Annotated in this window: 20 protein-coding genes; 13 read left to right on the top strand and 7 right to left on the bottom strand. The window is 69.1% G+C overall.

What is annotated here, in order from left to right:
• The first annotated feature begins 32 nt into the window (after positions 1 to 32).
• From ACWGSK_RS03690 to ACWGSK_RS03675, 4 genes are all read left to right on the top strand, one after another.
• Positions 33 to 320 (top strand): YiaA/YiaB family inner membrane protein, encoded by a 288-nt coding sequence (locus ACWGSK_RS03690; RefSeq protein ID WP_452455164.1) that lies wholly within the window; start codon positions 33 to 35, stop codon positions 318 to 320.
• A gap of 280 nt (positions 321 to 600) precedes the next feature.
• Positions 601 to 2,025 carry a sugar porter family MFS transporter gene (locus ACWGSK_RS03685; RefSeq protein ID WP_358512685.1) on the top strand — a complete coding sequence of 475 codons (1,425 nt, stop codon included), beginning with the start codon at positions 601 to 603 and terminating at the stop codon, positions 2,023 to 2,025.
• Between the two features lie 103 nt (positions 2,026 to 2,128).
• Entirely contained in the window at positions 2,129 to 3,004 is an 876-nt protein-coding gene (locus ACWGSK_RS03680) for a helix-turn-helix domain-containing protein (protein WP_452455163.1), read from the top strand.
• Complete coding sequence (locus ACWGSK_RS03675; protein WP_358512691.1) at positions 3,001 to 3,399, top strand: VOC family protein; 399 nt, start codon at positions 3,001 to 3,003, stop codon at positions 3,397 to 3,399. Before ACWGSK_RS03680 ends, ACWGSK_RS03675 begins: the two co-directional genes overlap by 4 nt.
• 75 nt (positions 3,400 to 3,474) lie before the next feature.
• On the opposite strand, the gene ACWGSK_RS03670 is transcribed toward ACWGSK_RS03675, so the two are convergent.
• Both ACWGSK_RS03670 and ACWGSK_RS03665 read right to left on the bottom strand, forming a co-directional pair.
• Entirely contained in the window at positions 3,475 to 5,142 is a 1,668-nt protein-coding gene (locus ACWGSK_RS03670) for an ABC-F family ATP-binding cassette domain-containing protein (RefSeq protein ID WP_452455162.1), read from the bottom strand.
• A 276-nt stretch (positions 5,143 to 5,418) separates the two neighbouring features.
• Positions 5,419 to 5,667, bottom strand: coding sequence for an SHOCT domain-containing protein (locus ACWGSK_RS03665; protein ID WP_452455161.1), 249 nt, complete (start codon positions 5,665 to 5,667; stop codon positions 5,419 to 5,421).
• Between the two features lie 227 nt (positions 5,668 to 5,894).
• On the opposite strand from ACWGSK_RS03665, the gene pabB reads away from it, so the two are divergent.
• The gene (pabB, locus tag ACWGSK_RS03660) at positions 5,895 to 7,916 is read left to right on the top strand and encodes an aminodeoxychorismate synthase component I (protein ID WP_452455160.1); all 2,022 of its coding nucleotides are present in this window, start codon (positions 5,895 to 5,897) and stop codon (positions 7,914 to 7,916) included.
• Between the two features lie 304 nt (positions 7,917 to 8,220).
• Here pabB and ACWGSK_RS03655 read toward each other — a convergent pair whose 3' ends face one another.
• On the bottom strand, positions 8,221 to 9,159 hold the full coding sequence (locus ACWGSK_RS03655) for an NADP-dependent oxidoreductase (RefSeq protein WP_358512757.1): 939 nt from the start codon (positions 9,157 to 9,159) through the stop codon (positions 8,221 to 8,223).
• A gap of 184 nt (positions 9,160 to 9,343) precedes the next feature.
• On the opposite strand from ACWGSK_RS03655, the gene ACWGSK_RS03650 reads away from it, so the two are divergent.
• Positions 9,344 to 10,045 (top strand): type 1 glutamine amidotransferase domain-containing protein, encoded by a 702-nt coding sequence (locus ACWGSK_RS03650; RefSeq protein ID WP_358512703.1) that lies wholly within the window; start codon positions 9,344 to 9,346, stop codon positions 10,043 to 10,045.
• A 144-nt stretch (positions 10,046 to 10,189) separates the two neighbouring features.
• On the opposite strand, the gene ACWGSK_RS03645 is transcribed toward ACWGSK_RS03650, so the two are convergent.
• Positions 10,190 to 11,128 carry a bacteriocin fulvocin C-related protein gene (locus tag ACWGSK_RS03645; protein WP_358512706.1) on the bottom strand — a complete coding sequence of 313 codons (939 nt, stop codon included), beginning with the start codon at positions 11,126 to 11,128 and terminating at the stop codon, positions 10,190 to 10,192.
• A gap of 536 nt (positions 11,129 to 11,664) precedes the next feature.
• Here ACWGSK_RS03645 and ACWGSK_RS03640 point away from each other — a divergent pair.
• Entirely contained in the window at positions 11,665 to 12,360 is a 696-nt protein-coding gene (locus ACWGSK_RS03640; RefSeq protein ID WP_358512709.1) for a metal-dependent transcriptional regulator, read from the top strand.
• A 122-nt stretch (positions 12,361 to 12,482) separates the two neighbouring features.
• Positions 12,483 to 13,283 (top strand): class I SAM-dependent methyltransferase, encoded by an 801-nt coding sequence (locus ACWGSK_RS03635; protein WP_358512712.1) that lies wholly within the window; start codon positions 12,483 to 12,485, stop codon positions 13,281 to 13,283.
• 99 nt (positions 13,284 to 13,382) lie between these two features.
• On the opposite strand, the gene ACWGSK_RS03630 is transcribed toward ACWGSK_RS03635, so the two are convergent.
• Positions 13,383 to 14,987 carry an alkaline phosphatase D family protein gene (locus ACWGSK_RS03630; protein WP_358512715.1) on the bottom strand — a complete coding sequence of 535 codons (1,605 nt, stop codon included), beginning with the start codon at positions 14,985 to 14,987 and terminating at the stop codon, positions 13,383 to 13,385.
• Between the two features lie 180 nt (positions 14,988 to 15,167).
• Here ACWGSK_RS03630 and ACWGSK_RS03625 point away from each other — a divergent pair, with 180 nt between their 5' ends.
• Positions 15,168 to 15,650, top strand: a complete 483-nt coding sequence (locus ACWGSK_RS03625; protein WP_358512717.1) for a hypothetical protein — start codon at positions 15,168 to 15,170, stop codon at positions 15,648 to 15,650.
• Positions 15,651 to 15,656: 6 nt separating this feature from the next.
• Here the strand turns inward: ACWGSK_RS03625 and ACWGSK_RS03620 are convergent, their stop codons facing one another.
• On the bottom strand, positions 15,657 to 16,598 hold the full coding sequence (locus ACWGSK_RS03620; RefSeq protein WP_452455191.1) for an NAD(P)-dependent alcohol dehydrogenase: 942 nt from the start codon (positions 16,596 to 16,598) through the stop codon (positions 15,657 to 15,659).
• A gap of 111 nt (positions 16,599 to 16,709) precedes the next feature.
• Between ACWGSK_RS03620 and ACWGSK_RS03615 the strand changes: the two genes are divergently transcribed.
• The 3 genes from ACWGSK_RS03615 to ACWGSK_RS03605 all read left to right on the top strand — a co-directional run bounded on the left by ACWGSK_RS03615 (position 16,710) and on the right by ACWGSK_RS03605 (position 19,856).
• Complete coding sequence (locus tag ACWGSK_RS03615) at positions 16,710 to 17,348, top strand: TetR/AcrR family transcriptional regulator (protein WP_358512720.1); 639 nt, start codon at positions 16,710 to 16,712, stop codon at positions 17,346 to 17,348.
• Between the two features lie 188 nt (positions 17,349 to 17,536).
• Positions 17,537 to 18,724, top strand: a complete 1,188-nt coding sequence (locus tag ACWGSK_RS03610) for an MFS transporter (protein WP_452455159.1) — start codon at positions 17,537 to 17,539, stop codon at positions 18,722 to 18,724.
• Between the two features lie 268 nt (positions 18,725 to 18,992).
• The gene (locus tag ACWGSK_RS03605) at positions 18,993 to 19,856 is read left to right on the top strand and encodes an alpha/beta fold hydrolase (RefSeq protein WP_452455158.1); all 864 of its coding nucleotides are present in this window, start codon (positions 18,993 to 18,995) and stop codon (positions 19,854 to 19,856) included.
• 66 nt (positions 19,857 to 19,922) lie between these two features.
• On the opposite strand, the gene ACWGSK_RS03600 is transcribed toward ACWGSK_RS03605, so the two are convergent.
• Positions 19,923 to 20,795, bottom strand: coding sequence for an AraC family transcriptional regulator (locus ACWGSK_RS03600; protein ID WP_358512729.1), 873 nt, complete (start codon positions 20,793 to 20,795; stop codon positions 19,923 to 19,925).
• A 186-nt stretch (positions 20,796 to 20,981) separates the two neighbouring features.
• Between ACWGSK_RS03600 and ACWGSK_RS03595 the strand changes: the two genes are divergently transcribed.
• Positions 20,982 to 22,271 (top strand): MFS transporter, encoded by a 1,290-nt coding sequence (locus ACWGSK_RS03595; RefSeq protein ID WP_358512732.1) that lies wholly within the window; start codon positions 20,982 to 20,984, stop codon positions 22,269 to 22,271.
• Positions 22,272 to 22,407: the final 136 nt, after the last annotated feature.

The following is a 22,407-nucleotide window of genomic DNA, read 5'->3' as shown; positions in this document are numbered from 1 at the left end:
CGACGGTCGGGTGTTCACGCACCATGGAAGGCATGAACACACCCCTGCCCCCACCCCGGTCCACCTCCCAGTTCTACCTCCAGTCGATCGTCGCCTTCGCGGTGTCCACCGTCGGTGTCGGCGCCGGAATCATCTTCTTGCCCGTCGACCTGTGGATGCGCGCCTTCCTGGGCATGAGCGTGCTGTTCGTGATCACGTCCGCGTTCACCCTGGCCAAGTGCGTACGGGACCGCCAGGACGACGAGATCGCGGCCGAGCAGGCGCAGCTGTACCAGCAGATGCCGATCTGGCAGCCGGACCCCGCCCAGCAGCGTGGTTGAGAGGTCCGAGTGGTGGGCACCGTGGGGAAACCGCGGTGCCCACCTGTGTGTCCTGGGACGGGGCACCCACAAGGACCGCCGGTGAGATCACCATCAGGCAGGTCAGGACCACCCTCTGCACGGTTATGGAAAGTATTCGTAGTAAATCCCCGCAGTCTGCTGAAGGCCAAACATCGGAGCGTGTTCGGCCACATCAGCGTTGCGTTCTCGCATGCCCTGGACCCGTTGGGCACCGTGGTGCCCAACGGGCACTCAGGTGTGCCCGGGGAAGGAGCTCCAAGTGAGCCATGCCAGCACGGGAGGGGTGGGCCACCAGGACGGTGGTGCCAACCTCGCCCACGTGACCATGATCGCGGCGGCCGCCGCGATGGGCGGTTTCCTGTTCGGTTACGACAGCGCCGTCATCAACGGCGCCGTCGACGCCATCCAGGAACGCTTCCAGGTGGGTCCGGGGGTCCTCGGCTTCACCATCGCCGCAGCTCTGCTCGGATGCGTGGTGGGCGCGGGCACGGCCGGCAACATCGCCGACCGTCTCGGCCGTATCCGCGTCATGCAGATCGCCGGCGTCCTCTTCGCGATCAGCGCGATCGGCTCGGCGCTGCCCTTCAGCGTGTGGGACCTGACCGCCTGGCGGATCGTGGGCGGTGTGGCCATCGGCATGGCCTCGGTGATCGCGCCCACCTACATCGCCGAGGTCTCCCCCGCGGCCTACCGCGGTCGTCTGGCCTCACTGCAACAGCTGGCCATCGTGCTGGGCATCGCCGCCTCCCAACTGGTCAACTACGCCATCGCCGCGGGAGCCGGTGGCAGCGCGCACAACCCGATCGGACCGATCCAGGCCTGGCAGTGGATGCTGGCCGTGGAGGCACTGCCGGCCCTGGTCTACCTGGGGCTGAGCCTGGTCATCCCAGAATCGCCCCGATACCTGGTGCGGGTCGGCAAGACCGACCAGGCCCGCAAGATCCTGGCCGAGGTCGAGGGCGGTGGAGACGACCGCATCGACGGGCGCATCAACGAGATCCGTGAGGCGTTGGGCTCGGAGGTGCGGCCCAAACTGCGCGACCTGACCGGACGCTATGGCCTGCTGCCCATCGTGTGGATCGGCATGGCGGTCTCCGCCTTCCAACAGCTGGTGGGCATCAACGTCATCTTCTACTACTCCAGCTCGCTGTGGCAGTCGGTCGGTGTGGCGGAGTCCGACTCCCTGTTGTTGAGCCTGTTCACCTCGATCGTCAACATCGTGGGCACCGTGATCGCGATCATGCTGGTGGACAAGATCGGCCGCAAGCCGTTGTTGCTGACCGGTTCGGCCGGTATGACGGTGGCGCTGGCCAGTGCGGCCTTCGCCTTCAGCAACGCCCGGGTGGAGGGCGACGAGGTCACCTTGGCCTTCGGGTGGGCCGCGACGGCGCTGGTCGCCGCGAGTTCGTTCGTGCTCTTCTTCGCCCTGTCATGGGGTGTGGTGGTGTGGGTGCTGTTGGGGGAGATGTTCCCGCTGCGCATCCGCGCGGCCGCCATGGGCGTGGCCACCGCCACCCAGTGGTTGGCCAACTGGCTGGTCACCGTCAGCTTCCCCTCGCTGCGCGACTGGAACCTGTCGGGGGCGTACCTGATGTACGCGGCGTTCGCGCTGATCTCGTTCTTCCTGGTGCTCAAGTTCGTCGAAGAGACCAAGGGCAAGACCCTGGAGGAGATGCGGGGCTGAGGCGCGCGGCCCGATCCGGTGCGATGACGGGGGTGACCGAACATCGGTCACCCCCTCGCGCATCACTCGAAACGGCGACCCCCGGACTGTTAGCGTGGGTGCCGTGGGCAGTACGGAACCACCCGCGGCCTGGGACTTCGCCACGGCCGCACCAAACAGCGCTCCAGGGGTGGCCTCGATGGTCGGCTACCGAGGGCTCGACGTGCCCGACACCGTCCACCTCGGTCTTCCCTCCGCGACGCTCACGTTCATCCTGAGCCTGGACGAGGGGGTGGAGGCCGCCCGAACCCCGGAGGGACTGGCCAAGGCCCGCCCCAACCCGGTGATCCTCGGTGGGCTGCACGTGGAGGCCGGTCATGTTCGCCAACGCCCCGGCCAGGCCGGGGTCCAGATCGCGGTGCACCCACTGAGCTCCCGGGCACTGTTCGGTGTCCCCAGCGCGGAGCTGGACGTACACGACTTCGACGGGGCCGACTTCCTGGGCCGTGAAGGATCACAGGTCCTGGACCGGCTGTCCGGGAGCCGGGGCTGGGACGAGGCCTTCACGCTGGTGCGCCACCACCTGGTCCGGCGCTACCGCGACCTGGAGGTGGCCGCCCCGCCCGCCGCGCTCGTGCACGCCTGGACGTTGCTGGAACGTACCCGGGGGAGGATCCCCATCGGCGCGCTCGCCCGGCAGGTCGGGGTGAGCACACGTCACCTGGGCAACCTCTTCCACAACGAGTGCGGACGTTCCCCGAAGACGGTGGCCCGGTTGATGCGCTTCGAACACGCCCGGGCCAGGATCGCCGAAAGCGTCAAGACCACCGGGCGCGCCTCCCTCGCCGAGGTCGCCGCCCAGGCCGGTTTCAGTGACCAGGCCCACCTGAGCAGGGAGTTCGTTGGTTTCACCGGCCTGTCCCCGGGTGCCTGGTCGGCCGGGGAGTTCCGAAACATTCAAGACGGAGCCCACACGCCTGGAGCACAGTGGGCCCCATGAGCGAGAACAATCCGAGCGTGTGGGTGACCCTACAGGCCACCGACGCACCCAAGCTGATCGACTACTACGTCGAGACCTTCGGTTTCGTGGTCGCCGCCCGGTACGGCGAAGGCGAGATCGTCCACCACGCACAGCTCAACTGGCCCGAGGGCCGGGGCGGGTTGATGCTGGGCAGTCACCAGCCCGGCAGGGAGTACACCCGCGAGCCCGGGACCATGGGCGCCTACGTCGTCACCACCGACCCCGACGCCCTCTTCGAGCGGGTGAGGGCGCGGGGCGCCGACGTCACGAGGCCCCTGGCCGACACCGACTACGGATCCCGCGAGTTCACGGTTCGCGACCCCGAGGGCAACCTGTGGTCCTTCGGCACCTACCCGGGCGAGCCCGTGCCCTGACCCAACACCGCCCGAGTGTCGCGGTGTCCTGACCGGGCACCGCGACACTCGGGCGTGTGAGCGCCGGCCTCACCGTCAGCCCTGTTCGGGCTCACGGCCCTCCAACAGGTCGTGGACCTGCTCGGCGGTGGTCTCGTGTAGTTCCTCGTCCAGGAACAGCCAGCGGGTGATCCCCACCGACTCCAGGAACGGCAGGTCGTGCGAGGCCACCAACAGGGCGCCCTCGTAGGCGGACAGGGCACCGGTCAGCTGCCGGACACTGGACACGTCCAGGTTGTTGGTGGGCTCGTCCAACATCAACAGTTGTGGGGCCGGGGCGGCCAGCATGGTCATGGCCAGGCTCGCCCGGAAGCGTTCCCCGCCCGAGAGTGTGCCGGCCGGTTGCGCGGCACGCGCCCCCCGGAAGAGGAACTTGGCCAACCGGGCGCGGATGTGCTGCCCCGACACACCGGGTGCGGCGTCGGTGACGTTGTCGACCACCGACCGTTCCTCGTCCAGCAGGTCCAGGCGCTGGGGCAGGAATCGCAGTGGCACCATCACCTTCGCCTCGCCCTCCAACGGGTCGAGCAGCCCGGCCAGGGTGCGCAACAGGGAGGTCTTGCCCGCACCGTTGCGGCCCACCAGGGCGATCCGTTCGGGGCCGCTCACCAACAGGTCCGCGCCGCGCAACCGGCCGTGGCGGAGACGCAGACCGCTGACCCGGGCCACGTCTCGCCCGTTGGGTACGGCGGTGTGCGGCAACTCCACCCTGATCTCGGCGTCGTCGCGGACCGCTTCGGCGGCCTCATCCTTGCGTTCGCGTGCCTCTTGGAGGCGGTCCTCGTGCGTCCCCTTGAGTTTTCCCGCCGACTCCTGGGCGGCCCGCTTCAGAGCGCCTTGGACGATCTTGGGGATCCCCTTCTCCGCGGCGGCCTTCTTCGCGGTGCGTTGACGTCGTGCCAGCTTGATCTGGGTCTGGGCGAGCTCCTTCTTCTGTTTGCGCACGTCGGACTCGGCCGCGCGCAGGGTCCGCTCGGCGGCCTCCTGTTGGACGCCCAGGGCCTCCTGGTAGGCCGACCATCCGCCGCCGTACCAGGTGACCTCGCCCTTGCGCAGTTCGGCGGTGCGGTCCACGCGCTCCAGCAGGTCCAGGTCGTGGCTGACCACGATCAGGGTGCCCGAGCGCCAGGAGTCCACGGCCTCGTACAAGCGCCGGCGGGCGAACAGGTCCAGGTTGTTGGTGGGCTCGTCCAGCAACAACACGTCGGGGCGTTCCATGAGGAGTGCGGCCAGGCGCAGCAGGACGGTCTCCCCACCGGAGAGTTCGCCGACGGTGCGGTCCAGGCCGATGCCGTCCAACCCCAGTGTTCCCAGGGTGGCCAGTGCGCGCTCCTCCACGTCCCAGTCCTCACCGATGACCTCGAAGTTGGCTTCGGAGGCGTCGCCGGACTCGATGGCGTTGAGGGCGGCGCGCTTGTCCGCGATGCCCAGGGCGTGGTCGACGGTCGGTTCGGTGTCGAGCGTGATGTTCTGCGGCAGGTAGGCCAGGCGACCGTGGACGGTCACCGAGCCGCGGGCCGGGCGCAGGTGTCCGGCCAGGAGCTTGAGCAGGGTGGACTTGCCCGAACCGTTGGCACCGACCAGGCCGATGCGCCCGCGGCCCGTGGACAGGGACAGTCCGTCGAAGACGGTGGTGCCCTCCGGCCAGCCGAAGGTCAGGTCGGAACAGGCCACCGAGACGTCGGTGGTGACGGGTTGAGACATGGTTTTCTCTCGCAGTCGGAAGCGTTGTGGAAAAGGGCTTCGTGTGCGAGCACCACGCGGCCTGGGGCCGGGCAGAAGGTGGAAGAGGTCCTGTGGAACGGGGACGGCTCATGCACCGAGGTTGCAACCACGCTGAATAGACGGCCAAGGGCCGTACCGCGTGATGATCGCGAACCTCAGATGCGCAACGTCCACCTCATTCGTCGACGACAGGACGTTCGTACCTTACCCATCCGCCGGTGGGTGTCAACCGTTTTCGCGGTGGCGGATGGGTCCTCAGCGTTCCAGGTCGATCTTGCGCTGTAGGAACTCCTCACGATCGATCTCGCCCCTGGCGTAGCGCAACCGCAGCTCGTTCTCGGCCGCGTCCAGGGGTGGGGAAGCGGGCGGGTGCGGACGCGTGCGCGCGGCCCGCCTGGACTGGTGCTGTTGGGTGACCCGCCCGACCTCTCCGACGGTGAGTACGAAGAAGAAGGCCAGCGGCAGGATGATCAGGATCATGATCATCGCGGTGAAGACGGCCATGTGCCACTCCCTGGTCCGCACGAGGGGCCGGACCCCTCGTCCTCTTCTTCCTGTGTACCCGGACAGGGGTCGGCGCACCAGGGGTCGGGCGGGATCTGTGGACAACCGACACCGCGCGCAGGTGACGACATCGACCGCCGTAACCTGGAATGTCGCAATCCGGCCGCACCGGCCGCGAACACCGCGCCGACTGAGAACGCCGCGCCTACTGAGAACGAAAGGGCGGGATGCGGGTCCTCCTCGTGGACAACCACGACTCCTACACATTCAACGTCTTCCAGCTCCTGGCCCGTGTCCTGGGCCAAGAGCCGCTGGTGTTGACCAACGACGGCCCCGACTGGGCCGGTTTCGACCCGGGCACGGTGGACGCCGTGGTCGTCTCACCGGGCCCCGGGCGCCCGCAGACCACCCGTGACCTGGGCCGGGTCCCCGACCTTTTGGCCCACACCCACCTGCCGGTGTTGGGGGTGTGCCTGGGCCATCAGGCCATCGCCCACCTGGCCGGAGCCTCGGTCGACTCCGCGCCCCAGCCCCGTCATGGTCATCTGAGCCGGGTCCGACACGACGGCCACGGGCTCTTCAGCGGCATCGCGCAGGACTTCACCGCCGTGCGCTACCACTCCCTGGCCGTGGCCGACCCCCCGCCGACCACGTTGAGGGTCACCGCGCGGGCCGAAGACGGCGTGATCATGGGGCTGGAGCACCGTGAACTGCCTCGGTGGGGGGTGCAGTTCCATCCCGAGTCGGTGGCCGGTGAACACGGCGCGGAGTTGGTGGCCAACTTCCTGGACCTGGCCCGCCCGCACACACGCTCGCGAACCCTCCCCATACCGCCGTCACCCGCGCTTGAGCCTCGACGGCCCACCCATGGCGTCGAACACGTGGTGGCCGAACTCGATCGGGCGGTCGACACCGAAAAGGCCTTCGTCCACCTGTACGCCGACGCCGAGTACGCGTTCTGGCTGGACAGCTCCCGGCCCGAGGGAGCGGCCCGGTTCTCCTTCCTGGGCGCACCCCAAGGCCCCACCGCCGAGGTGCTCACCTACGACGTGGGAAGGGAGGGCGTCCGTGTGCGCGACGCCCACGGAACCCGCACCGAACCGGGCACCGTCTTCGAGGCCCTGGAGCGCCGCACCGGAGCCGCCCCCTCCCAGCACGGACTGCCCTTCGACTTCACCGGCGGCTACGTGGGCTACCTGGGCTACGAACTCAAGGCCCACACCGGGGGAGAGCGCACCCACGGCGCACCCACCCCGGACGCGGTGTGGATGCGCTGCGATCGTTTCGTGGCCGTGGACCACCACCGGGGACGTACCTACGTGGTGTGCGCCGACGGGGCACCCGACGCCCGCTCCTGGGTGGAGCGCACCCGCACGGAGCTGCTCGACCTTCCAGACCCGCCCCGACCCTCCCCGCCCGCCGACCCCGTGGACCTGCCCGCCCTGCTGGAGCGTCCCCACGCCGGATACGTCGACGATGTCAAGGAGTGCCTGGCCCACCTCACCCAGGGCGAAAGCTACGAGATCTGTCTGACCAACCGGGTCCGCCTGCCCGACCAGGGCGAGGACCTGGACTTCTACCGAAGGCTGCGCGCGGCCAACCCCGCCCCCTACGCCGCCTACCTGCGCCTGGGCGAGGTGAGCGTGCTCAGTGCCTCCCCCGAACGCTTCCTGCGTGTCGACTCCGACCGTGTGGCCGAGAGCCGACCCATCAAGGGCACCGCGCCGCGTCACCCCGACCCGCGGGTCGACGCGCGTGTCGTCGAGCGGCTGCGCACCGACGCCAAGACCCGTGCCGAGAACCTGATGATCGTGGACCTGCTCCGCAACGACCTGGGGCGGGTGTGCGAGGTGGGTTCGGTGCGGGTGCCGGCGTTCATGTACACCGAGTCCCACACCACCGTGCACCAGCTCGTCTCCACCATCGAGGGCCGACTCCGGCCGGAGGTGTCGACGATGGCGGCGGTGCGCGCCTGCTTCCCCGGCGGCTCGATGACGGGCGCGCCCAAGGTGCGCACCATGCGGATCATCGACCGGCTGGAGTCCTCGGCGCGCGGGGTGTACTCCGGGGCGCTGGGGTATGTGTCGCACTCCGGTGAGGCGGATCTGAGCATCGTCATCCGCACGGCCGTGCGCGCCGGCGGGGAACTGACCATCGGGGCGGGCGGGGCGATCGTATTGGACTCGGATCCGGAGGAGGAGTACGAGGAGATGCTGTTGAAGGCCCGGGTCCCGGCCCGCGGCCAGTGAGGACACGCTGCCGCGCCTGGCCGCCCGGCCGGAACAGGCCCGCCCCGGGCCGCCCGCCGCCGTCCCACCGGGGTGCCCTTGCCCGCCTCGCTCAACTCCTCCGACGAAGCAGCGTCGTAAGGACCGCGGCAGCCCAGGCCCATCGCGCACGTGTTCGGTGGTGGGGTTCGGTGCGTTCGACACCGGGTGGTGTGTCCATACACCCCGGTCTTCGCCGGGCACCCCGAGCACGCCTCCCGCAGACAGGGGATCATGCGTGGACACCTCCCCCACGCGGGGGAGACCTCGGTCCGGCCCAGGACGTTCAGGCGTTCTCGGCGACCAGGACGATCTTGCCGGTGGTGTGCCCCTTCTCGCCCAGGGCGTGCGCCTTGGCCGCCTGGTCCATCGGGAAGGTCGCCTCCACGTGCGGTCGCAGGGCGCCCCGCGCCACCAGGTCGGCGATGGCGCGCATCCCCTCGTGGTCGGCCTCCACCAACATCGTCTTCGCCCGCACGCCCAGCCTTTCGACCTTGGCCGCCTCGTCGGGGTCCTGGCCGGGCAGCAGCGAGACCAGGACTCCACCCGGGCGCAGCAGGTCCAGGGAACGGGCTCGGGTCTGGCCCGAAACCGGGTCCAGGACCACGTCCACCTCCTCGACCACCTCGGCGAAGTCGACCTCGCGATAGTCCACGACCTCGTCCGCGCCCAACTCGCGCAGGAAGTCGTGCTTGGGCGCGCTCGCGGTGCCGATGACGTGCGCCCCGTGCGCCTTGGCGATCTGTACGCCCAAATGGCCCACCCCGCCGGCGGCCGCGTGCACCAGCACCCGCTGCCCGGCACCGACGCGGGCGGTGTCGACCAATGCCTGGTGGGCGGTCAACGCGGCCAACGGCAGCGCCCCGGCCCGGACATGGTCGATCTCGGAGGGCTTGTGGGTGAAGGCACGCGCCGGACCCAGCGCGTACTCGGCGTGCGAACCCACCCCGTGCGGGTAGGGCAACATCCCGAAGACCTCCTCACCGGGCTCGAACAGGGTGACGCCATAGCCCACCCGTTCGACCACACCGGAGACGTCCCAACCCAGGACGAGGGGAAGCCGGTTCAAGAACACGCCTTGGGCGCGATGCTTCCAGTCGGTGGGATTGACCCCGGCGGCCCGGACCGCGACCAGGATCTGCCCCGGCCCGGGGTCGGGCCGAGGCACCCTGGTCCACTCCAGCACCTCGGGGCCGCCATAGATGCTCTGTCTGTTGGCGAACATGGTCGCCGTGGTGTGCTCGCTCATGTTCCCCAGACTGCCCGAACGCACCCGCGCGAACACCATGACCTTGATCTCCGGCGATCCCATTGGCCATCGATGGGCCCGCACCGCTACGTTCGGGAATCCGTGGCACAACCGCCCGAACCACACACCAGAACACACGTTCGGAAGAGTGCGAGCAACCATGCCCAAGTCCAAGATCCTGTTCGTGATGACCGGCGTCGACCACTGGACCCTGGCCGACGGAACCCGACACCCCACCGGTTTCTGGGCCGAGGAGGCCGTGGCCCCCTACGAGATCCTCACCGAGGCCGGATACCAGGTCGTCGTGGCCACCCCCGGAGGGGTCGAACCCACCGTCGATGAGGCCAGTCTGACCGCCGACGCCAACGGTGGCGTGGAGGGCGCCGAGCGCGTCGCCTCCACCCTGGCGTCCATGACGGAGTTGGGCGCACCGATCCGACTGGAGGAGGTCGACCTGGACGACTACGACGCCGTCTACTACCCCGGTGGGCACGGACCCATGGAGGACCTGGCGGTCGACTCGGTCTCCGGTGACCTGCTCACCGCCGCCCTGGAGTCGGGCAAACCGCTGGGCGTGGTCTGCCACGCCCCGGCCGCGTTCTTGGCCGCCGAGCGCCCCGATGGCACCAACACCTTCGCCGGCTACCGGGCGGCGGCCTTCACCAACGCCGAGGAGACCCAGGCCGGCCTGGCGGACAAGGCTCGCTGGTTGTTGCAGGACCGCCTCACCGAGGCCGGCGTCCAGGTCGAGGAGGGTGAACCGTGGGCGCCCCACGTCGTGGTCGACCGCACCCTGGTCACCGGCCAGAACCCGGCCTCCTCCGCGCCCTTGGCCCGAAAGCTGCTCGAACGCCTGAGCTGAGGGCGCCCACCCGCGCCGAAGCGGAACGGGAAGCCAAGAGGATGCCCTGGCGCGCCCACGCCCGGCGGCCAGGGCATCGGCCCGGTCCATCCACCCACGAAGCGCCGATCGACGTGGGAGGACGGGCCAGGCCAGGAGGAAGGGTCAAGGATGGGCCCGTGTGATGGCCAGAGAGGCACTGCGATCGTGCGTGGACACCCAGGCCACCCCGCAGGTGAAGGGCATCTCCACACACCCCTTGGACAGGCAGGGCGCCCAGGAACGACGGCGGGGGACCAACGGTTGGGCGGCCACGCATTCGGGGTCGGTCTCGACCGGGCCCAGGGTCGCCAGCAGCGCGTGTGCCCGGTAGGAGCCGAATGCGGCCACCGCACGGTCGCGCAACCGTTGTTCCAGCACCGGGCCCAGCCCGTCCCGAAAGACCTGTTCCTCGGAGAAGGTCACCACGGCCAGGTCCAGGGCGGCGCGCTGATCCCGCGTCAGGTCCGGGTTGGCCAGGTCGAAACGGCGCAGGTGTTCGGCCCACAGGTCGCGTCGTTGTTCGGGGGAGAGTTCGGCGAAGATCAACCTGCGTCGCACCAGGGGATGGACGGCGAACTCGTCGAAGTCGGTGGGCAGCCGGGAACGGTGCTCCTCCACCCACTCGCGGGCCAGCGCCTGGTCCGAGCGGGCCAGGTCCGGAGTACGCCGGGCCAGGGTCAGATCCCACACGGCGCGCAGTCCGGCGACCACCCGCCCCCACCGGTGGTGGTCCTCATGGGGCGCCCGCCGGCTGCGACCGAGTTCGCCCAGGACCTCCACGACCCGCAGGCTCGCCCGCGCACCCAGCCCGCGCACCAGCGGCGCGATCATCGCCGCCCCGCGCCAACAGCGCACCCGCCGCCCGTACCTGCAGATCAGTGTGGGCACCCACGGGGCCGTCGGTCCCCACTGCCTGGCCCGCCAGGCCCGCACGTCGGTGTGGGTGAGCGGCAGGGTCTCCAACCTGCCCGCCGAGGCCCTCGCCACCGCGGTGGAGATACTCGCGCACCGCTCACACGAGGAGTCGAACGCCAACACGTACCGAACCCGAACGTCGTCCATCTGCTCCCTTCCTAGCGTCACCTCACAGTCTTGTGGCCAGGAAGGCCGCTTGGTGCAGGTTTTCGGAACTCGACTTCGACAATCGATAACGCCTCAAGTGCAAAACGGCGCGAACTCGGACCAATTCGCGCTCGTTCTGTTCTCGAGAGAATGATTTTCCGAGTTACGGTCGGTCCCTGGATCCCCGACCGGCACAGTGCGAAATCCAGTGGCGCCCGAACGTGCCCCGCACCCACCTCGGGCGCACACCTCACCTGAACCGTCGGGGAGATCGCCGGGCCCCGGGTTCGTGGAGGCGGGCTAATCGGGTCGAGGGCGGGACCGGTCATGCCACCACGGGGAAACGCCGGACGTTCCGACTCCGTCCAACCGCACCCGAAGCACCGGCATCTCCGGAGCCCGAGATCCTGACCCGAGGAGGCACCGCCCGCACCCGCGGAATCCGCCCCGCGCCGTCTTATGAACGGAACGGCGTCGTCCACGGGCGACGGCGCGGAAATCGTGGCGCCGAAGCGGTACACGATACGGTTACGGGCATGGGGCACACACCGGCACGGCCGTCCACATCGGCCGAGGACTACGTGAAGGTCATCTACGACCTCCAGGAGCGCGGCACCGGACCGGTGACCATCTCCGGGATGGCCGAGCGGCTGGCGGTGTCCAACTCCTCGGTTTCGGGGATGCTGCGCAAGCTCAACGAACTCGGGTTCGTCCAACACCAGCGCTACGGCAACGTGAGCCTGACCGAGGTCGGAACCAAGGCCGCCTTGGCGGTACTGCGCCGGCACCGACTGCTGGAGACCTACCTGGTGGCCGAGCTGGGCTACTCCTGGGACGAGGTGCACGACGAGGCCGAAATCCTCGAACACGTGGTCTCGGACAAGTTCGTCGACCGCATCGCCTCCCACCTGGGAGATCCGGTGGTGGACCCGCACGGTGACCCCATCCCCACCCGCGAGGGCACCATCGTCCAGCGCGAGACGGTGTTGTTGTCGGAGGCCGAGGCCGACACCCAAGGGGTGATCGTGCGGGTCAACGACATCGACCCCGAACTGCTGCGCTACCTGGCCGACATCGACCTCGGCATCGGCATGCGCGTCACCGTGGTCGAGCGCCAACCCTTCGCCGGCTCGATCCAGATCTCGGTGCGCCCGGAGAAGGGCGGCCAGGAACGCGACCAGGCCCTGGGGCTGGTCGCGGCCGAAGCCCTGTGGATCAGTCCCGAGGACTGACCGCACCGAACTCCGTCGCGCCCCGATCGTTTCGTCCTCGACGACCCGCGAAGCGCGAGAAACCCCGGTCCGTCGAACGATCGTCGGGGTAGGAACCCGCCCACACGAGTGAAGGGGACGCGATGGGCGGACAGACACACGGGGTCCGATTGGGCGCGATCGAGAAGACGCTGTTGTGGACCGTCTACATCAAGGTCCTGGACTTTCGGAACGACCCACCGTTGCTGGGCGACGTCTGGGCAGTGGACGTCTTCGACCGCCTGGAGTTCGACCGGCGCGTCTTGTGGGGTGTGGGCGGAGACCGCAACCTCGTACTCCTCAGGGCCCGACGCATCGACGAACGGGCACGCCGCTGGATGGCCGAGAACCCCGGGGGCACCGTGCTGCACCTGGCCTGTGGCCTGGACGCGCGGGCCCTGCGCCTGGGGGTGCCGACGGGCGGCCGCTGGTTCGACCTGGACCTGCCCAACGTGGTCGAACTACGGCAAGGGCTACTGCCCGAACCCCAGGGCTATCACCTGCTGTCCGGTTCGGTCACCGAGCCCGACTGGGCGGGTGATGTCCCCTCCGACGCACCGGTGCTGATCATCGCCGAGGGCCTGATCGAATACCTGCCACCGGACCGGACACGACAGTTGCTCGACCGGTTGGTCGAGCACTTCCCCCTGGGTGGGGAGATCGTCTTCGACACGGTCCCCGGGTGGGTGAGTGCGACGGCCCGTGCCCACGGCGTGGCCATGTTCGGCATGAACGACCCCCGCACCCCCGAACGGTGGAACCCCGGGTTGCGCTTGGTGGGGGAGTATCCGCTCGTGGCCGAGTACGCCGACGTCCCCGAGTGGGGTTACCGAACCATGTACCGGGCGTTCAACGCCTGGGGTCCCACACGTGCGTCGATGCGTGTGTCCCATTACAGGTTCTGAACGGGCGATCGCCGACGGAGCCGGGGCCGTCCCGGCCCAGACCGCCGGAGCGCACGGGGTCGGACGCAAGATCCCGCCCGACCCCGGATCGGGTGCGATCTAGGCCAGGGGGTGGGCGCCGGGTTCGCCGGACTCGATGACGAACCGTGCCCGGTCACGGATCGGGGCATCCGGTTCACTCACCCGGTCCACCACCCGGTAGTCGGCCGTCCACTCGGTGGGGGTGACGGTGTTGCGCACGTATCCGCGTTTGCGGTTGATGAACTTGATGTGGGGGTTCTCCCGCAGCTGGACCGCGTCACCCGGGTTGTTCTGTTCGACGCCGTCGCGGCCGCTGGTGAAGGACGTCCCCACCAGTTCGGTGGCCACCGTCGCCGAGTCGGGGTCGTCGAAGTCGGCTTTGACGTCGACCACGTAATTGGCGTGCACGTCCCCGGTGAGCACCACGGCGTTGCCCACCTCGGCCAGTTCATCGCGCACCGCGTCGCGTTCGAACCGGTAATTGTCCCAGGCGTCGTCGCTGAAGTCGGTGAGCGCGCCCTCGGCGAAGTCGCGCTGGGAGAAGAACACCTGCTGGGCCAACACGTTCCAGGTGGCGGTGGAATCGCCCAGCCCCTGGGAGAGCCAACGTCGCTGGTCGGCGCCCAGCATGCTGCGGTCGGGGTCCCCGCGCTCCTCATCCGCCACCTGCACGTCCCGGTACTGGCGGGTGTCCAGCAGGTGCATGTCGACCAGGTTTCCGAACACGAGCCGGCGGTACAGGTGCAGGTCGGGTCCAGCAGGGCGTTGGGCTGCGCGCAGGGGCATGTGCTCATAGTAGGCCTTCAGCGCGTTCTCTCGGCGCCGCATGAACTCCTCGGGCGGGACGTCCTCCCCGTAGGAGGTGTCGTCGGCCCAGTTGTTCTCGAGTTCGTGGTCGTCGAAGACCACCGCCCAGGGGAAGGCCGCGTGTGCGGCCTGAAGGTCGTGGTCGGTCTTGTACTGGGCGTGCCGCAGACGGTACTCGGCCAGGGAACGCACCTCCACCGGGGGCAGGTGGCCGCGACCGATATCGCCCTGGTCCTCGGTCTCGTAGATGTAGTCGCCGAGGAAGGCCACCAGGTCCAGGTCCTCCTGGGCCAGATGGGCCTGGGCCGTGTAGTGCCCTTGTGCGTAGCTCTGGCAGCTGGCGATGGCGAACGCGAAGTGGTTCAGGCGAGCGCCCGGGGCCGGGGCGGTGCGGGTGCGTCCCACGGGGCTGATCTCACCGCCGACGCGGAACCGGTAGAAGTAGTCGGCGCGAGGACGCAGGCCCTGTGCCTCCACGTGCACGGAGTGGGCCTGATCGGGGCCGGTCTCCACCGTTCCGGCGGCGACCGTACGAGAGAAGTTCTCGTCCTGGGAGATCTGCCATTGGACCTCGACCACACGGTCGGGCATGCCGCCCAGGCCGTCCTCGGCCAGGGGGTCGGGGGCCAGTCGAGTCCATAGGACGACGCTGTCGTGGAAGGGGTCGCCGGAGGCGACTCCCAGGGTGAAGGGGTCGGAGATCATGGGGCCTCGGGGGGTCGAGGTGGCCGCTGACGCGGATGACGCACCGAGGGTCGTACCCAGCGCCGCGGCACCCAACGTGACGGCTCCCATGAGCGCCTGCCGTCGGGTCGCCATCACACCTGGTTCGGGGGAGGAAACGGAAGGGGTACTGAAGTGGGGGGTATCCGGCATGCGAGGGCTCCTGGGGGCATCGGGGGAAAAGGACCGTTGACCATCTCGCCACGAGTCCGGGAAGGTTCCCACCACCGGAGAATGAACATCTGGCGACCTTCCGTATTCATCATGTGACTTAAAGTAACGATCTTGGTCCGCAGGATCCTCAATGCCCCTCGTCCTCATGGGAGCCCTTTCGTGGGATACACGCTCGAAGCCGTCATCGCCGATGCCGCGCTGATACGCGAGGCGACGGTCGACCTACCCCGAGCCCAACGATTCGGACTATTGCAGGGGTTGGCCCTGGTTCCGTTGACCGACGCGCTACACGATTCCGGGCCTTTGGGCGAGCGTCCCTTTCGCGAGTTCCACCTGTTGCCCGCGTGGCTGTCACGATGGGCGACCGAGTGGTCGCGTGGCGGGCCCCTCGCCTATGTGGAGATCGACTCCTTCGGCGGAGCCATGACCCAGGCGGCCGCCGTGTGGGAGCACGGCGAGCTCACCCTGGGACCGTTGCGCGTGGGCGCGGACGAACCGGCTCCCGCCGACGGATTCCTGCTCTCCCGCACTCTGCGCCGATTGGGCGTGATCGTGGGCCCCCACGACCGGGACGAGTTCACCGCCGTGGGGTTGGGCGCCCACCGCCACACCGAGGACTGGGCCGAACACGCCTCCGACTGAGCCGGGTCAGTCGACGCGGATGACGTGCTTGCCCCGCACGCCCCCGGCCTCCAACGCCCGATGGGCGGCGGCGACGTCGTCGAGTTCGTACACGGTGTCCACCACCGGACGCACCCGTCCTCCCTCGACCAAGCCCGCGAGTTCGCTCAGCAACGGCCGCTTGGGGTTGCCGCTGAAGAAGCGCACCCTCCCACGCCCGTACACGATCGAACCCACGATGTGGCCCAGGTCGCGCACCGCACCGAAAACGATGGCCACCATCCGCCCACGCGGAGCGAGCAGGGCCCGGTAGGCGGGCACGTCGGTGCCCACACAGTCGATGATCACGTCGAAGGAGCCCAGGTCGGCGGGGCCGTGCGCATGATGGTCCAAGGCGACGTCGGCGCCCAGTCCACGCACGAAGTCCAGGTTGGCCTCCCGAGCCAGGGCCGTGACGTGCGCGCCCCGGGCCTTGGCCAACTGCACCACCACGCTCCCGACCCCTCCCGCGGCGCCGCGCACCAGCACACGCTCATTCGCGCGTAGGCGCGCGTGGTCGCGTAGCGCGGTAATGCCGGTGGTGCCACCCGCGAGCAGGGTGACCGCCTCGACCGGATCCAGATCGGCCGGGGCGGGGGAGAGTCGGCCCGGATCGACCACCACGTACTCGGCGTTGGACTCGGTGGCCAGGCGCGGCAGGGCACCCCACACCCGTTCCCCCACGGTCACGGTGGAGATCTTCGCGCCCCTGGCGACGACCTCGCCGACGAAGTCGATCCCGAGGGTCTTGGGGAACCGTCGACCGCCCAGGAGGGCGAGCTCACCCGATCGCATGCGCAGCTCACCACCGTTGACACTCGTCGCACGCACCCGCACCAGGACCTGGTTCGGGGACGGTTCGGGCCGTGGCACGGTGGTCACGTACAGCACCTCCGGAGGGCCGTAACGGTCGTAGCGGGCCATGCGCATGCGTTCCAAGATCGTCCCCGTTTCCTCTTGCGGCGGGCGGCTCGCACCGCCGTCGTCAAAGGTAACGACCGAAATGGAGTAGGCCCTCCGGTTAACGCTAAAGTGGGAGACATGACGACCGGATCCTCTCGGAAACCTCGTACCGACGCGCTGCACAACCGCCGCCGTGTCCTGGACAGCGCGCACACGATCTTCGCCGAGCAGGGCATGGAAGCGTCCATGACCGCCATCGCCCGCCGGGCCGGGGTCGGCGTCGCCACGCTCTACCGGCACTTCCCCACCAAGTCGGAACTGCTCGCCGAGGTCTCCCGCGACCAGGTCGCCGAATGCGTGGCGGTGATCGACGACGCCTTGGCCGACCCCGATCCCTGGCGGGGCTTCACCACCGTGATCGAGAAGACATGCGTCATGCAGGCCACGGACCGCGGCTTGAGCGCGATCTTCCTGGAGGTCCTGCCCGACCCGGCGCTCTTCGAGGCCGAGCGGATCCGCGCCGAGAACGGCTTCGCCGAACTCGCCCGCCGGGCCAAGGACGCCGGGCGGCTGCGCCCCGACTTCGTCCGGGACGACCTCACCCTGGTCATGATGGCCAACAGGGGGATCACGGCCGCCACCGAAGCCCAGGCCATGGCCGCCTCTCGCCGGCTGAGCACCTACCTGATCCAGGCCTTCGAGGCCCGACCCGGGCGAGCGCCCCTGCCTCCGGTGCCACGTCTGGGGCCGCACCCGGACCTGCCCACCGGCCGCTGACGTCGCAAGGGCCTTGGCCCACGGGTCGAGAATCCACTCGCGCCGAACCGATCCACTGTTCTAGCCTGGTGACATGCGCAAGCGATGTTAAGTCATAGCCAGAGGTCGATCCGCGGCGAACGTCCGAGGACCGCCGGACGCACCGAACGCATCCGGTGTCCCCGACCCGTTCGACGGAAAAGGCCTCCATGACCACCGTGAACCCACGTGTGCCCCGCACGCGTCTGATCCGGCTGACCTGGCCGGTCTACGGCTACGCCTTCTTCGAGGAGTTCATCCTCCTCTACCCGCTCTACGCCCTGCTGTTCGCCGAGAACGGCCTGACGGTCACCCACATCAGCGCGCTGTTCGTGCTGTGGTCCCTGACCTCGGTGCTGTTGACCGTGCCGGCCGGTGCCCTGGCCGATCTGGTGCCGCGCCGCCACCTGCTGGCGACCGCCCCGCTTCTGACCGGATCCGCGTTCGCGCTGTGGTTGCTCCTACCCTCCCCGTGGGCGTTCGCCCTGGGGTTCGTGCTCTGGGGCGCGGCCGGAGCCTTGTCCTCCGGCGCCTTCGAGGCACTGGTGTACACCGAACTCGACCACCGCGGGGGGACCGACGCCTATCCCCGCGTGATGGGCCTGACCCGGGCCCTGGGTGTGGCCGCGGTGGGCGTGGCCACCCTGGTGGCCGTTCCCGCCATGACCCATGGCGGCTACATGGTCATCGGCCTGGCCAGCGTGGCCGCCTGTCTGCTGTGTTCGGTGTGCGCTTTGGCCCTGCCCGAACATCGCGTGCGTGAGCGCGACCCCGGCGACGAACCGGGCTACCTCCAGACCCTGCGCTCAGGCCTGGCCGAGGTACGCCACAACCCTGGGGTGCGTCCGGCATTGCTGTTGGTGGTGCTGGTCAGCGCCTTTTGGGGGGCTTTGGAGGAGTACGTTCCACTGCTGGCCCGTGACGCGGGGGTCCCCGCGCAATCGGTGCCGTTGGTGGTGCTGGTGGTGTGGGTCGGGGTGACCCTGGGAGGTCTCTCCGCCGGCCCCCTCTCCCGACTCCCCGGCCGGGCTCTGGCCGCGCTGATGACCCTGGCCTCGGTGGCCATCGCGGCCGGAGCCCTGTTCACCGGCCCGGCGGGTTGGGCGCTGCTCGGTTTCGGATTCGGGGTGTGCCAGGCGATGATGGTGGTGGCCGATGCCCGTCTACAAGAGAGCATCACCGGCCCCGGCCGAGCCACGGTCACCTCGTTGGCGGACCTTGGCACCGAGACCCTCGGCATCACCACGTTCCTGGTGTACGCGGGGGTGTTCACCGCCATGGGTCACGGCGCGGCCTTCGCCCTTTTCGCCGTGCCCCACCTGCTCGCCGCCCTGCTCCTGGCCCGTCGAGACGACTGAAAGCCGATCCTACGAAGTTCTGTACAGATTTTCCCGTTCCTTGGGACTTCCGTCCGAACTCGAACGCTCCGACGAGCGTCTCCCCAGGTGCCGGGGCGTTCGCGCTCCGGTCACCGGTACGAGTGGCAAGGCCCACCGTGCCGCACCATGCCCGAGGACGGCGGGCCGTGGTGCACGGGCCGTAGGTGTCGAGGGACCACCTACGGCCCGCCGTTTTTCAAGGTGCACCCTATTGCTCCCCTTGACCCGATGAATAACATCGATTGTTGTGGCTCACCAGATGACGAACACCGCGAACCAGGACGACCTGGACACCGCGTCCGTGCGCGGAATCAGCGTCGGTTACACCGATCGTGGGGCGGGATGCCCCGTGCTGTTCCTGCACGGGCACCCCTTCGATCGGACGATGTGGGAACCCCAGGTCCGAGCGCTGGCCGGACGTGGTTATCGAACCATCGTTCCCGACCTGCGTGGCTACGGCAGCTCCACGGTCGTGCCGGGGGTCACCCCCCTGGACGTCTTCGCGCGGGACATGGCCGCGCTGCTCGACCACCTGGGGTTGGACGTGGTCAACGTCGTGGGTGTGTCCATGGGCGGCCAGGTCGCCTTGGAGATGTGCCGCCTCTTCCCCGACCGGGTCGACTCCCTGACCCTGGTGGCCACCAACCCCCTGCCCGAGACCGAACAGGGCCGCCTGGCCCGTGAGCGGCTGGCCGCACGGCTGCGCGAGGAGGGCATGCGCGGCTACGCCGACGACATGCTCGTGGGCATGATGACCGCCGACAACGTCCGTGACCTGCCCGCGGTCGCCGACCACGTGCGCGACATGATGTGCGCCGCACCTCCCGAGGGCGTGGCCGCCGCCCAACTGGGTCGGGCCCGGCGCCCCGACCACACCCCGCTGCTCAGGCACATCTCCGCCCCCACCCTGCTCGTGGTGGGCCAACACGACGGATTCACCCCGCCCAAGGGCGCCGAACTCATGCACGTGCGCGTCCCGGACTCGATCATGGAGATCATCGAAGGGGCCGGTCACCTTCCCAACCTGGAGCGCGCCGGCCGCTTCAACGAGGTACTGCGGCGCTTCCTCGAACAGAACCGCCTGCGCCCTCGCCCCTCCGGGGTCGGCTGAGCGCGTCCCCGACCACCCCGGACGGAAGACCACCCCAGAGCGGGCGCACACATGTACACGCCCGGATCAGACCTTCTCCACCGGCATCCACAGCTCCCCGGAGACCAGGCCCTCCTCCTGCTCGTCGTAGTCCAGCTTCAGCATGTCCGGCCCCTGCCCGTGCTGGTAGGCGGGGTTGGAGGGGAACCACTCGGAGAAGGCGTACAACCAGATCCGCTGGATCTGCTCGGGGAAGGTGTACCGCTCGAAGGGGAAGACCACCCAGGTGCCCGCCGGCACCCGCAGTGACTCCATCCCCTCGGGAACCTCCGTGGCGAAGGTGGCGGCTCCCTGGTAGTAGTCGATGGCGCTTCCCTCCCCACGACCCGGCTCCAGAGCGTGGGTCACACCCAGCGTCCCGCTCGGTTCCTGGTCGGACAGTTCCTCGATCCTCTCGTGGGTGGCCTCGTCGATGCCCTTGACGAACTCGATCATGGCCTCGTTGGGCCCCTCGGAGACCAGCGGTACCCGTGCCCTTGGTCCGGTGACGGCGAACGCGTCCTTGTCGACGATCCGATAGCGCATGATGGTGTTCCCTTCGATGGTCAGGTGGAAGGTCAATCGCGATTGGGAGCCGAGCACGGCGCCGCCGCGGCGAACCTCGCCAGGGCCGACCCCGTGCACGGACCGGAACGCCCGACCGAACGCCTCGGCCGAGCCGTAGCCGTAACGCACCGCGATGTCGAGCAAGGTGTCCCTGCCCTGGATCACCTCGGCCCCGGCCAGGGTCAGGCGTCGCCGGCGCACGTACTCCGAGATCGGCATCCCCGACAGCGCCGAGAACATCCGTCGGAAGTGCTGCTCGGAGACGAACACCGAACGCGCCATCGCGGCCACGTCCACGGGCTCGCCCAGGTCTCTTTCGACCCGCTCCAGCGCCTCGTTCAACCGGTCCAGCATCGGTTCCTCCCTTGCTCGCACCCCCAAGTTACGGACGCCCCACCCACTCCGACCCGACAGTTGCGGTGCGGCTTCGATCGGGTCGAGGCACGCTCCGCACCGCCGTTTCCGCCCACGGGAAAAGGACCTGTCCGGCCCACCGACCCTGTGCCAGTCTGATCGGCGACCCCCTCATCGAAGGACTCCATGACCGAAAAGCCGATCCGAACCGGTGCCGAACATTCCCCCCGCCAACCCCTGGGCCGCCGATTCGGCATGCTCCTGGGCGCCATGGGCCTGGGCAACCTGGGCGATGGGATCGCGGTGGTGGCGCTGCCCTGGTACGCCGCCACCCTCACCGACGACCCCTTCCAGGTGGCGCTGGTGGGTGCCGCCACCCGCCTGCCCTGGCTGTTGTTCGCCCTGATCGCCGGGGTGGTGGGCGACCGGGTCGACCGCCGCCGACTGATGGTGGCCGCGGCGGGCGTCAAGACGGTACTGCTGGTGGGACTGACCACCACGATCGCCCTGGGTGCGGGCTCGATCCCGTTGCTGGTCGGCGTCGCGCTGCTGGTGGGTACCTGCGAAGTGTTCTTCGACAACACCGCGCAGGCCATGGTGCCCACCCTGGTCCCCCATCAACGGTTGGAGCGGGCCAACGGCCACCTGCAGGGAGTGGAGCGGGTGCTCAACAAGTTCCTGGGCGCCCCGATCGCCGGCATGCTGCTGGCCGCTTCCACCGCCTGGGCCTTCGGCGCGCAGGCCGCGCTCATCCTGTCGGCCCTGGTCTGTCTGCTGGGTCTGAGCGGCGATCACCGCCCGGCGACGGACGGACGGCGACGCCCCGGAATTCGCGTCATGCTGGGCGAAGGACTGTCGTGGTTGTGGCACCACCCGGTGCTGCGCTTGACAGCCCTGGTCAGTGGGGCCTCCAACCTGGCCGCGGCGATGATGGCGGCGGTCCTGGTGCTCTTCGCCCAGGACGTGCTGGGGGTGGGGCCCCAGGGCTACGGGTTGTTGATGACCGTGACCGCGGTGGGCGCCGTCCTGGGCGCACTGGTGGTGCCCTCCTTCTCCCACCGGGTACACCCGGCCACCGCCCTGGCCGTGGTCCTGGTGATCCTGGGCACGACCGCTCTGACCGTGGGGCTCACGCGCGACGTTCCGATGTTCGTGCTCTGCTACCTGTTCACCGGGTTCGCCGCCACTTGGTGGAACATCACGCTGATCAGCCTCTTCCAACGTCTGACCCCCGACCGGCTGCGTTCACGGGCCTTCAGCGCCCACCGGACCCTGTCGTGGGGGATGCTCTCGATCGGCATGGCCCTGGGCGGCGCACTCGCCTCCGCCCTGGAAGGGACGTTGGGTCGCGAATGGGCCCTGGCAGTCCCCTACCTGGTGGCGGGAACGATCGGTCTGATCCTGGCCGTGGTCGCCATTCTGAGGCTCACACGGGGAGTGATCGACCGAGCGCTGGACGAAGTCGAACCGGCCTGACTTAGGACGAACAGGAAAAGACTGGAAATCTCCGGGCAACTTCCGTGTCTGATTCGACGTGGCGCCCTTTCGGAAACCACCATGGACCTTCAGGATCGTCGACAGGCCGACCCCGAGAAGGAGGTGGGCGGGGCGG

This window comes from Nocardiopsis sp. NPDC055551 (assembly GCF_053619415.1).
Note: the sequence above shows the minus strand (reverse complement) of the source record. Positions and strands in the feature narration are given on the sequence as shown.

Excerpts from the sequence above, each read along its gene's own strand:
- ACWGSK_RS03690 (WP_452455164.1), top strand. The coding sequence starts at position 33 with ATGAACACACCCCTGCCCCCACCCCGGTCCACCTCCCAGTTCTACCTC.
- ACWGSK_RS03675 (WP_358512691.1), top strand. The coding sequence starts at position 3,001 with ATGAGCGAGAACAATCCGAGCGTGTGGGTGACCCTACAGGCCACCGAC.
- ACWGSK_RS03670 (WP_452455162.1), bottom strand. The coding sequence starts at position 5,142 with ATGTCTCAACCCGTCACCACCGACGTCTCGGTGGCCTGTTCCGACCTG.
- ACWGSK_RS03665 (WP_452455161.1), bottom strand. The coding sequence starts at position 5,667 with ATGGCCGTCTTCACCGCGATGATCATGATCCTGATCATCCTGCCGCTG.
- pabB (WP_452455160.1), top strand. The coding sequence starts at position 5,895 with ATGCGGGTCCTCCTCGTGGACAACCACGACTCCTACACATTCAACGTC.
- ACWGSK_RS03655 (WP_358512757.1), bottom strand. The coding sequence starts at position 9,159 with ATGTTCGCCAACAGACAGAGCATCTATGGCGGCCCCGAGGTGCTGGAG.
- ACWGSK_RS03650 (WP_358512703.1), top strand. The coding sequence starts at position 9,344 with ATGCCCAAGTCCAAGATCCTGTTCGTGATGACCGGCGTCGACCACTGG.
- ACWGSK_RS03645 (WP_358512706.1), bottom strand. The coding sequence starts at position 11,128 with ATGGACGACGTTCGGGTTCGGTACGTGTTGGCGTTCGACTCCTCGTGT.
- ACWGSK_RS03640 (WP_358512709.1), top strand. The coding sequence starts at position 11,665 with ATGGGGCACACACCGGCACGGCCGTCCACATCGGCCGAGGACTACGTG.
- ACWGSK_RS03635 (WP_358512712.1), top strand. The coding sequence starts at position 12,483 with ATGGGCGGACAGACACACGGGGTCCGATTGGGCGCGATCGAGAAGACG.
- ACWGSK_RS03630 (WP_358512715.1), bottom strand. The coding sequence starts at position 14,987 with ATGCCGGATACCCCCCACTTCAGTACCCCTTCCGTTTCCTCCCCCGAA.
- ACWGSK_RS03620 (WP_452455191.1), bottom strand. The coding sequence starts at position 16,598 with ATGCGCATGGCCCGCTACGACCGTTACGGCCCTCCGGAGGTGCTGTAC.
- ACWGSK_RS03615 (WP_358512720.1), top strand. The coding sequence starts at position 16,710 with ATGACGACCGGATCCTCTCGGAAACCTCGTACCGACGCGCTGCACAAC.
- ACWGSK_RS03610 (WP_452455159.1), top strand. The coding sequence starts at position 17,537 with ATGACCACCGTGAACCCACGTGTGCCCCGCACGCGTCTGATCCGGCTG.
- ACWGSK_RS03600 (WP_358512729.1), bottom strand. The coding sequence starts at position 20,795 with ATGCTGGACCGGTTGAACGAGGCGCTGGAGCGGGTCGAAAGAGACCTG.
- ACWGSK_RS03595 (WP_358512732.1), top strand. The coding sequence starts at position 20,982 with ATGACCGAAAAGCCGATCCGAACCGGTGCCGAACATTCCCCCCGCCAA.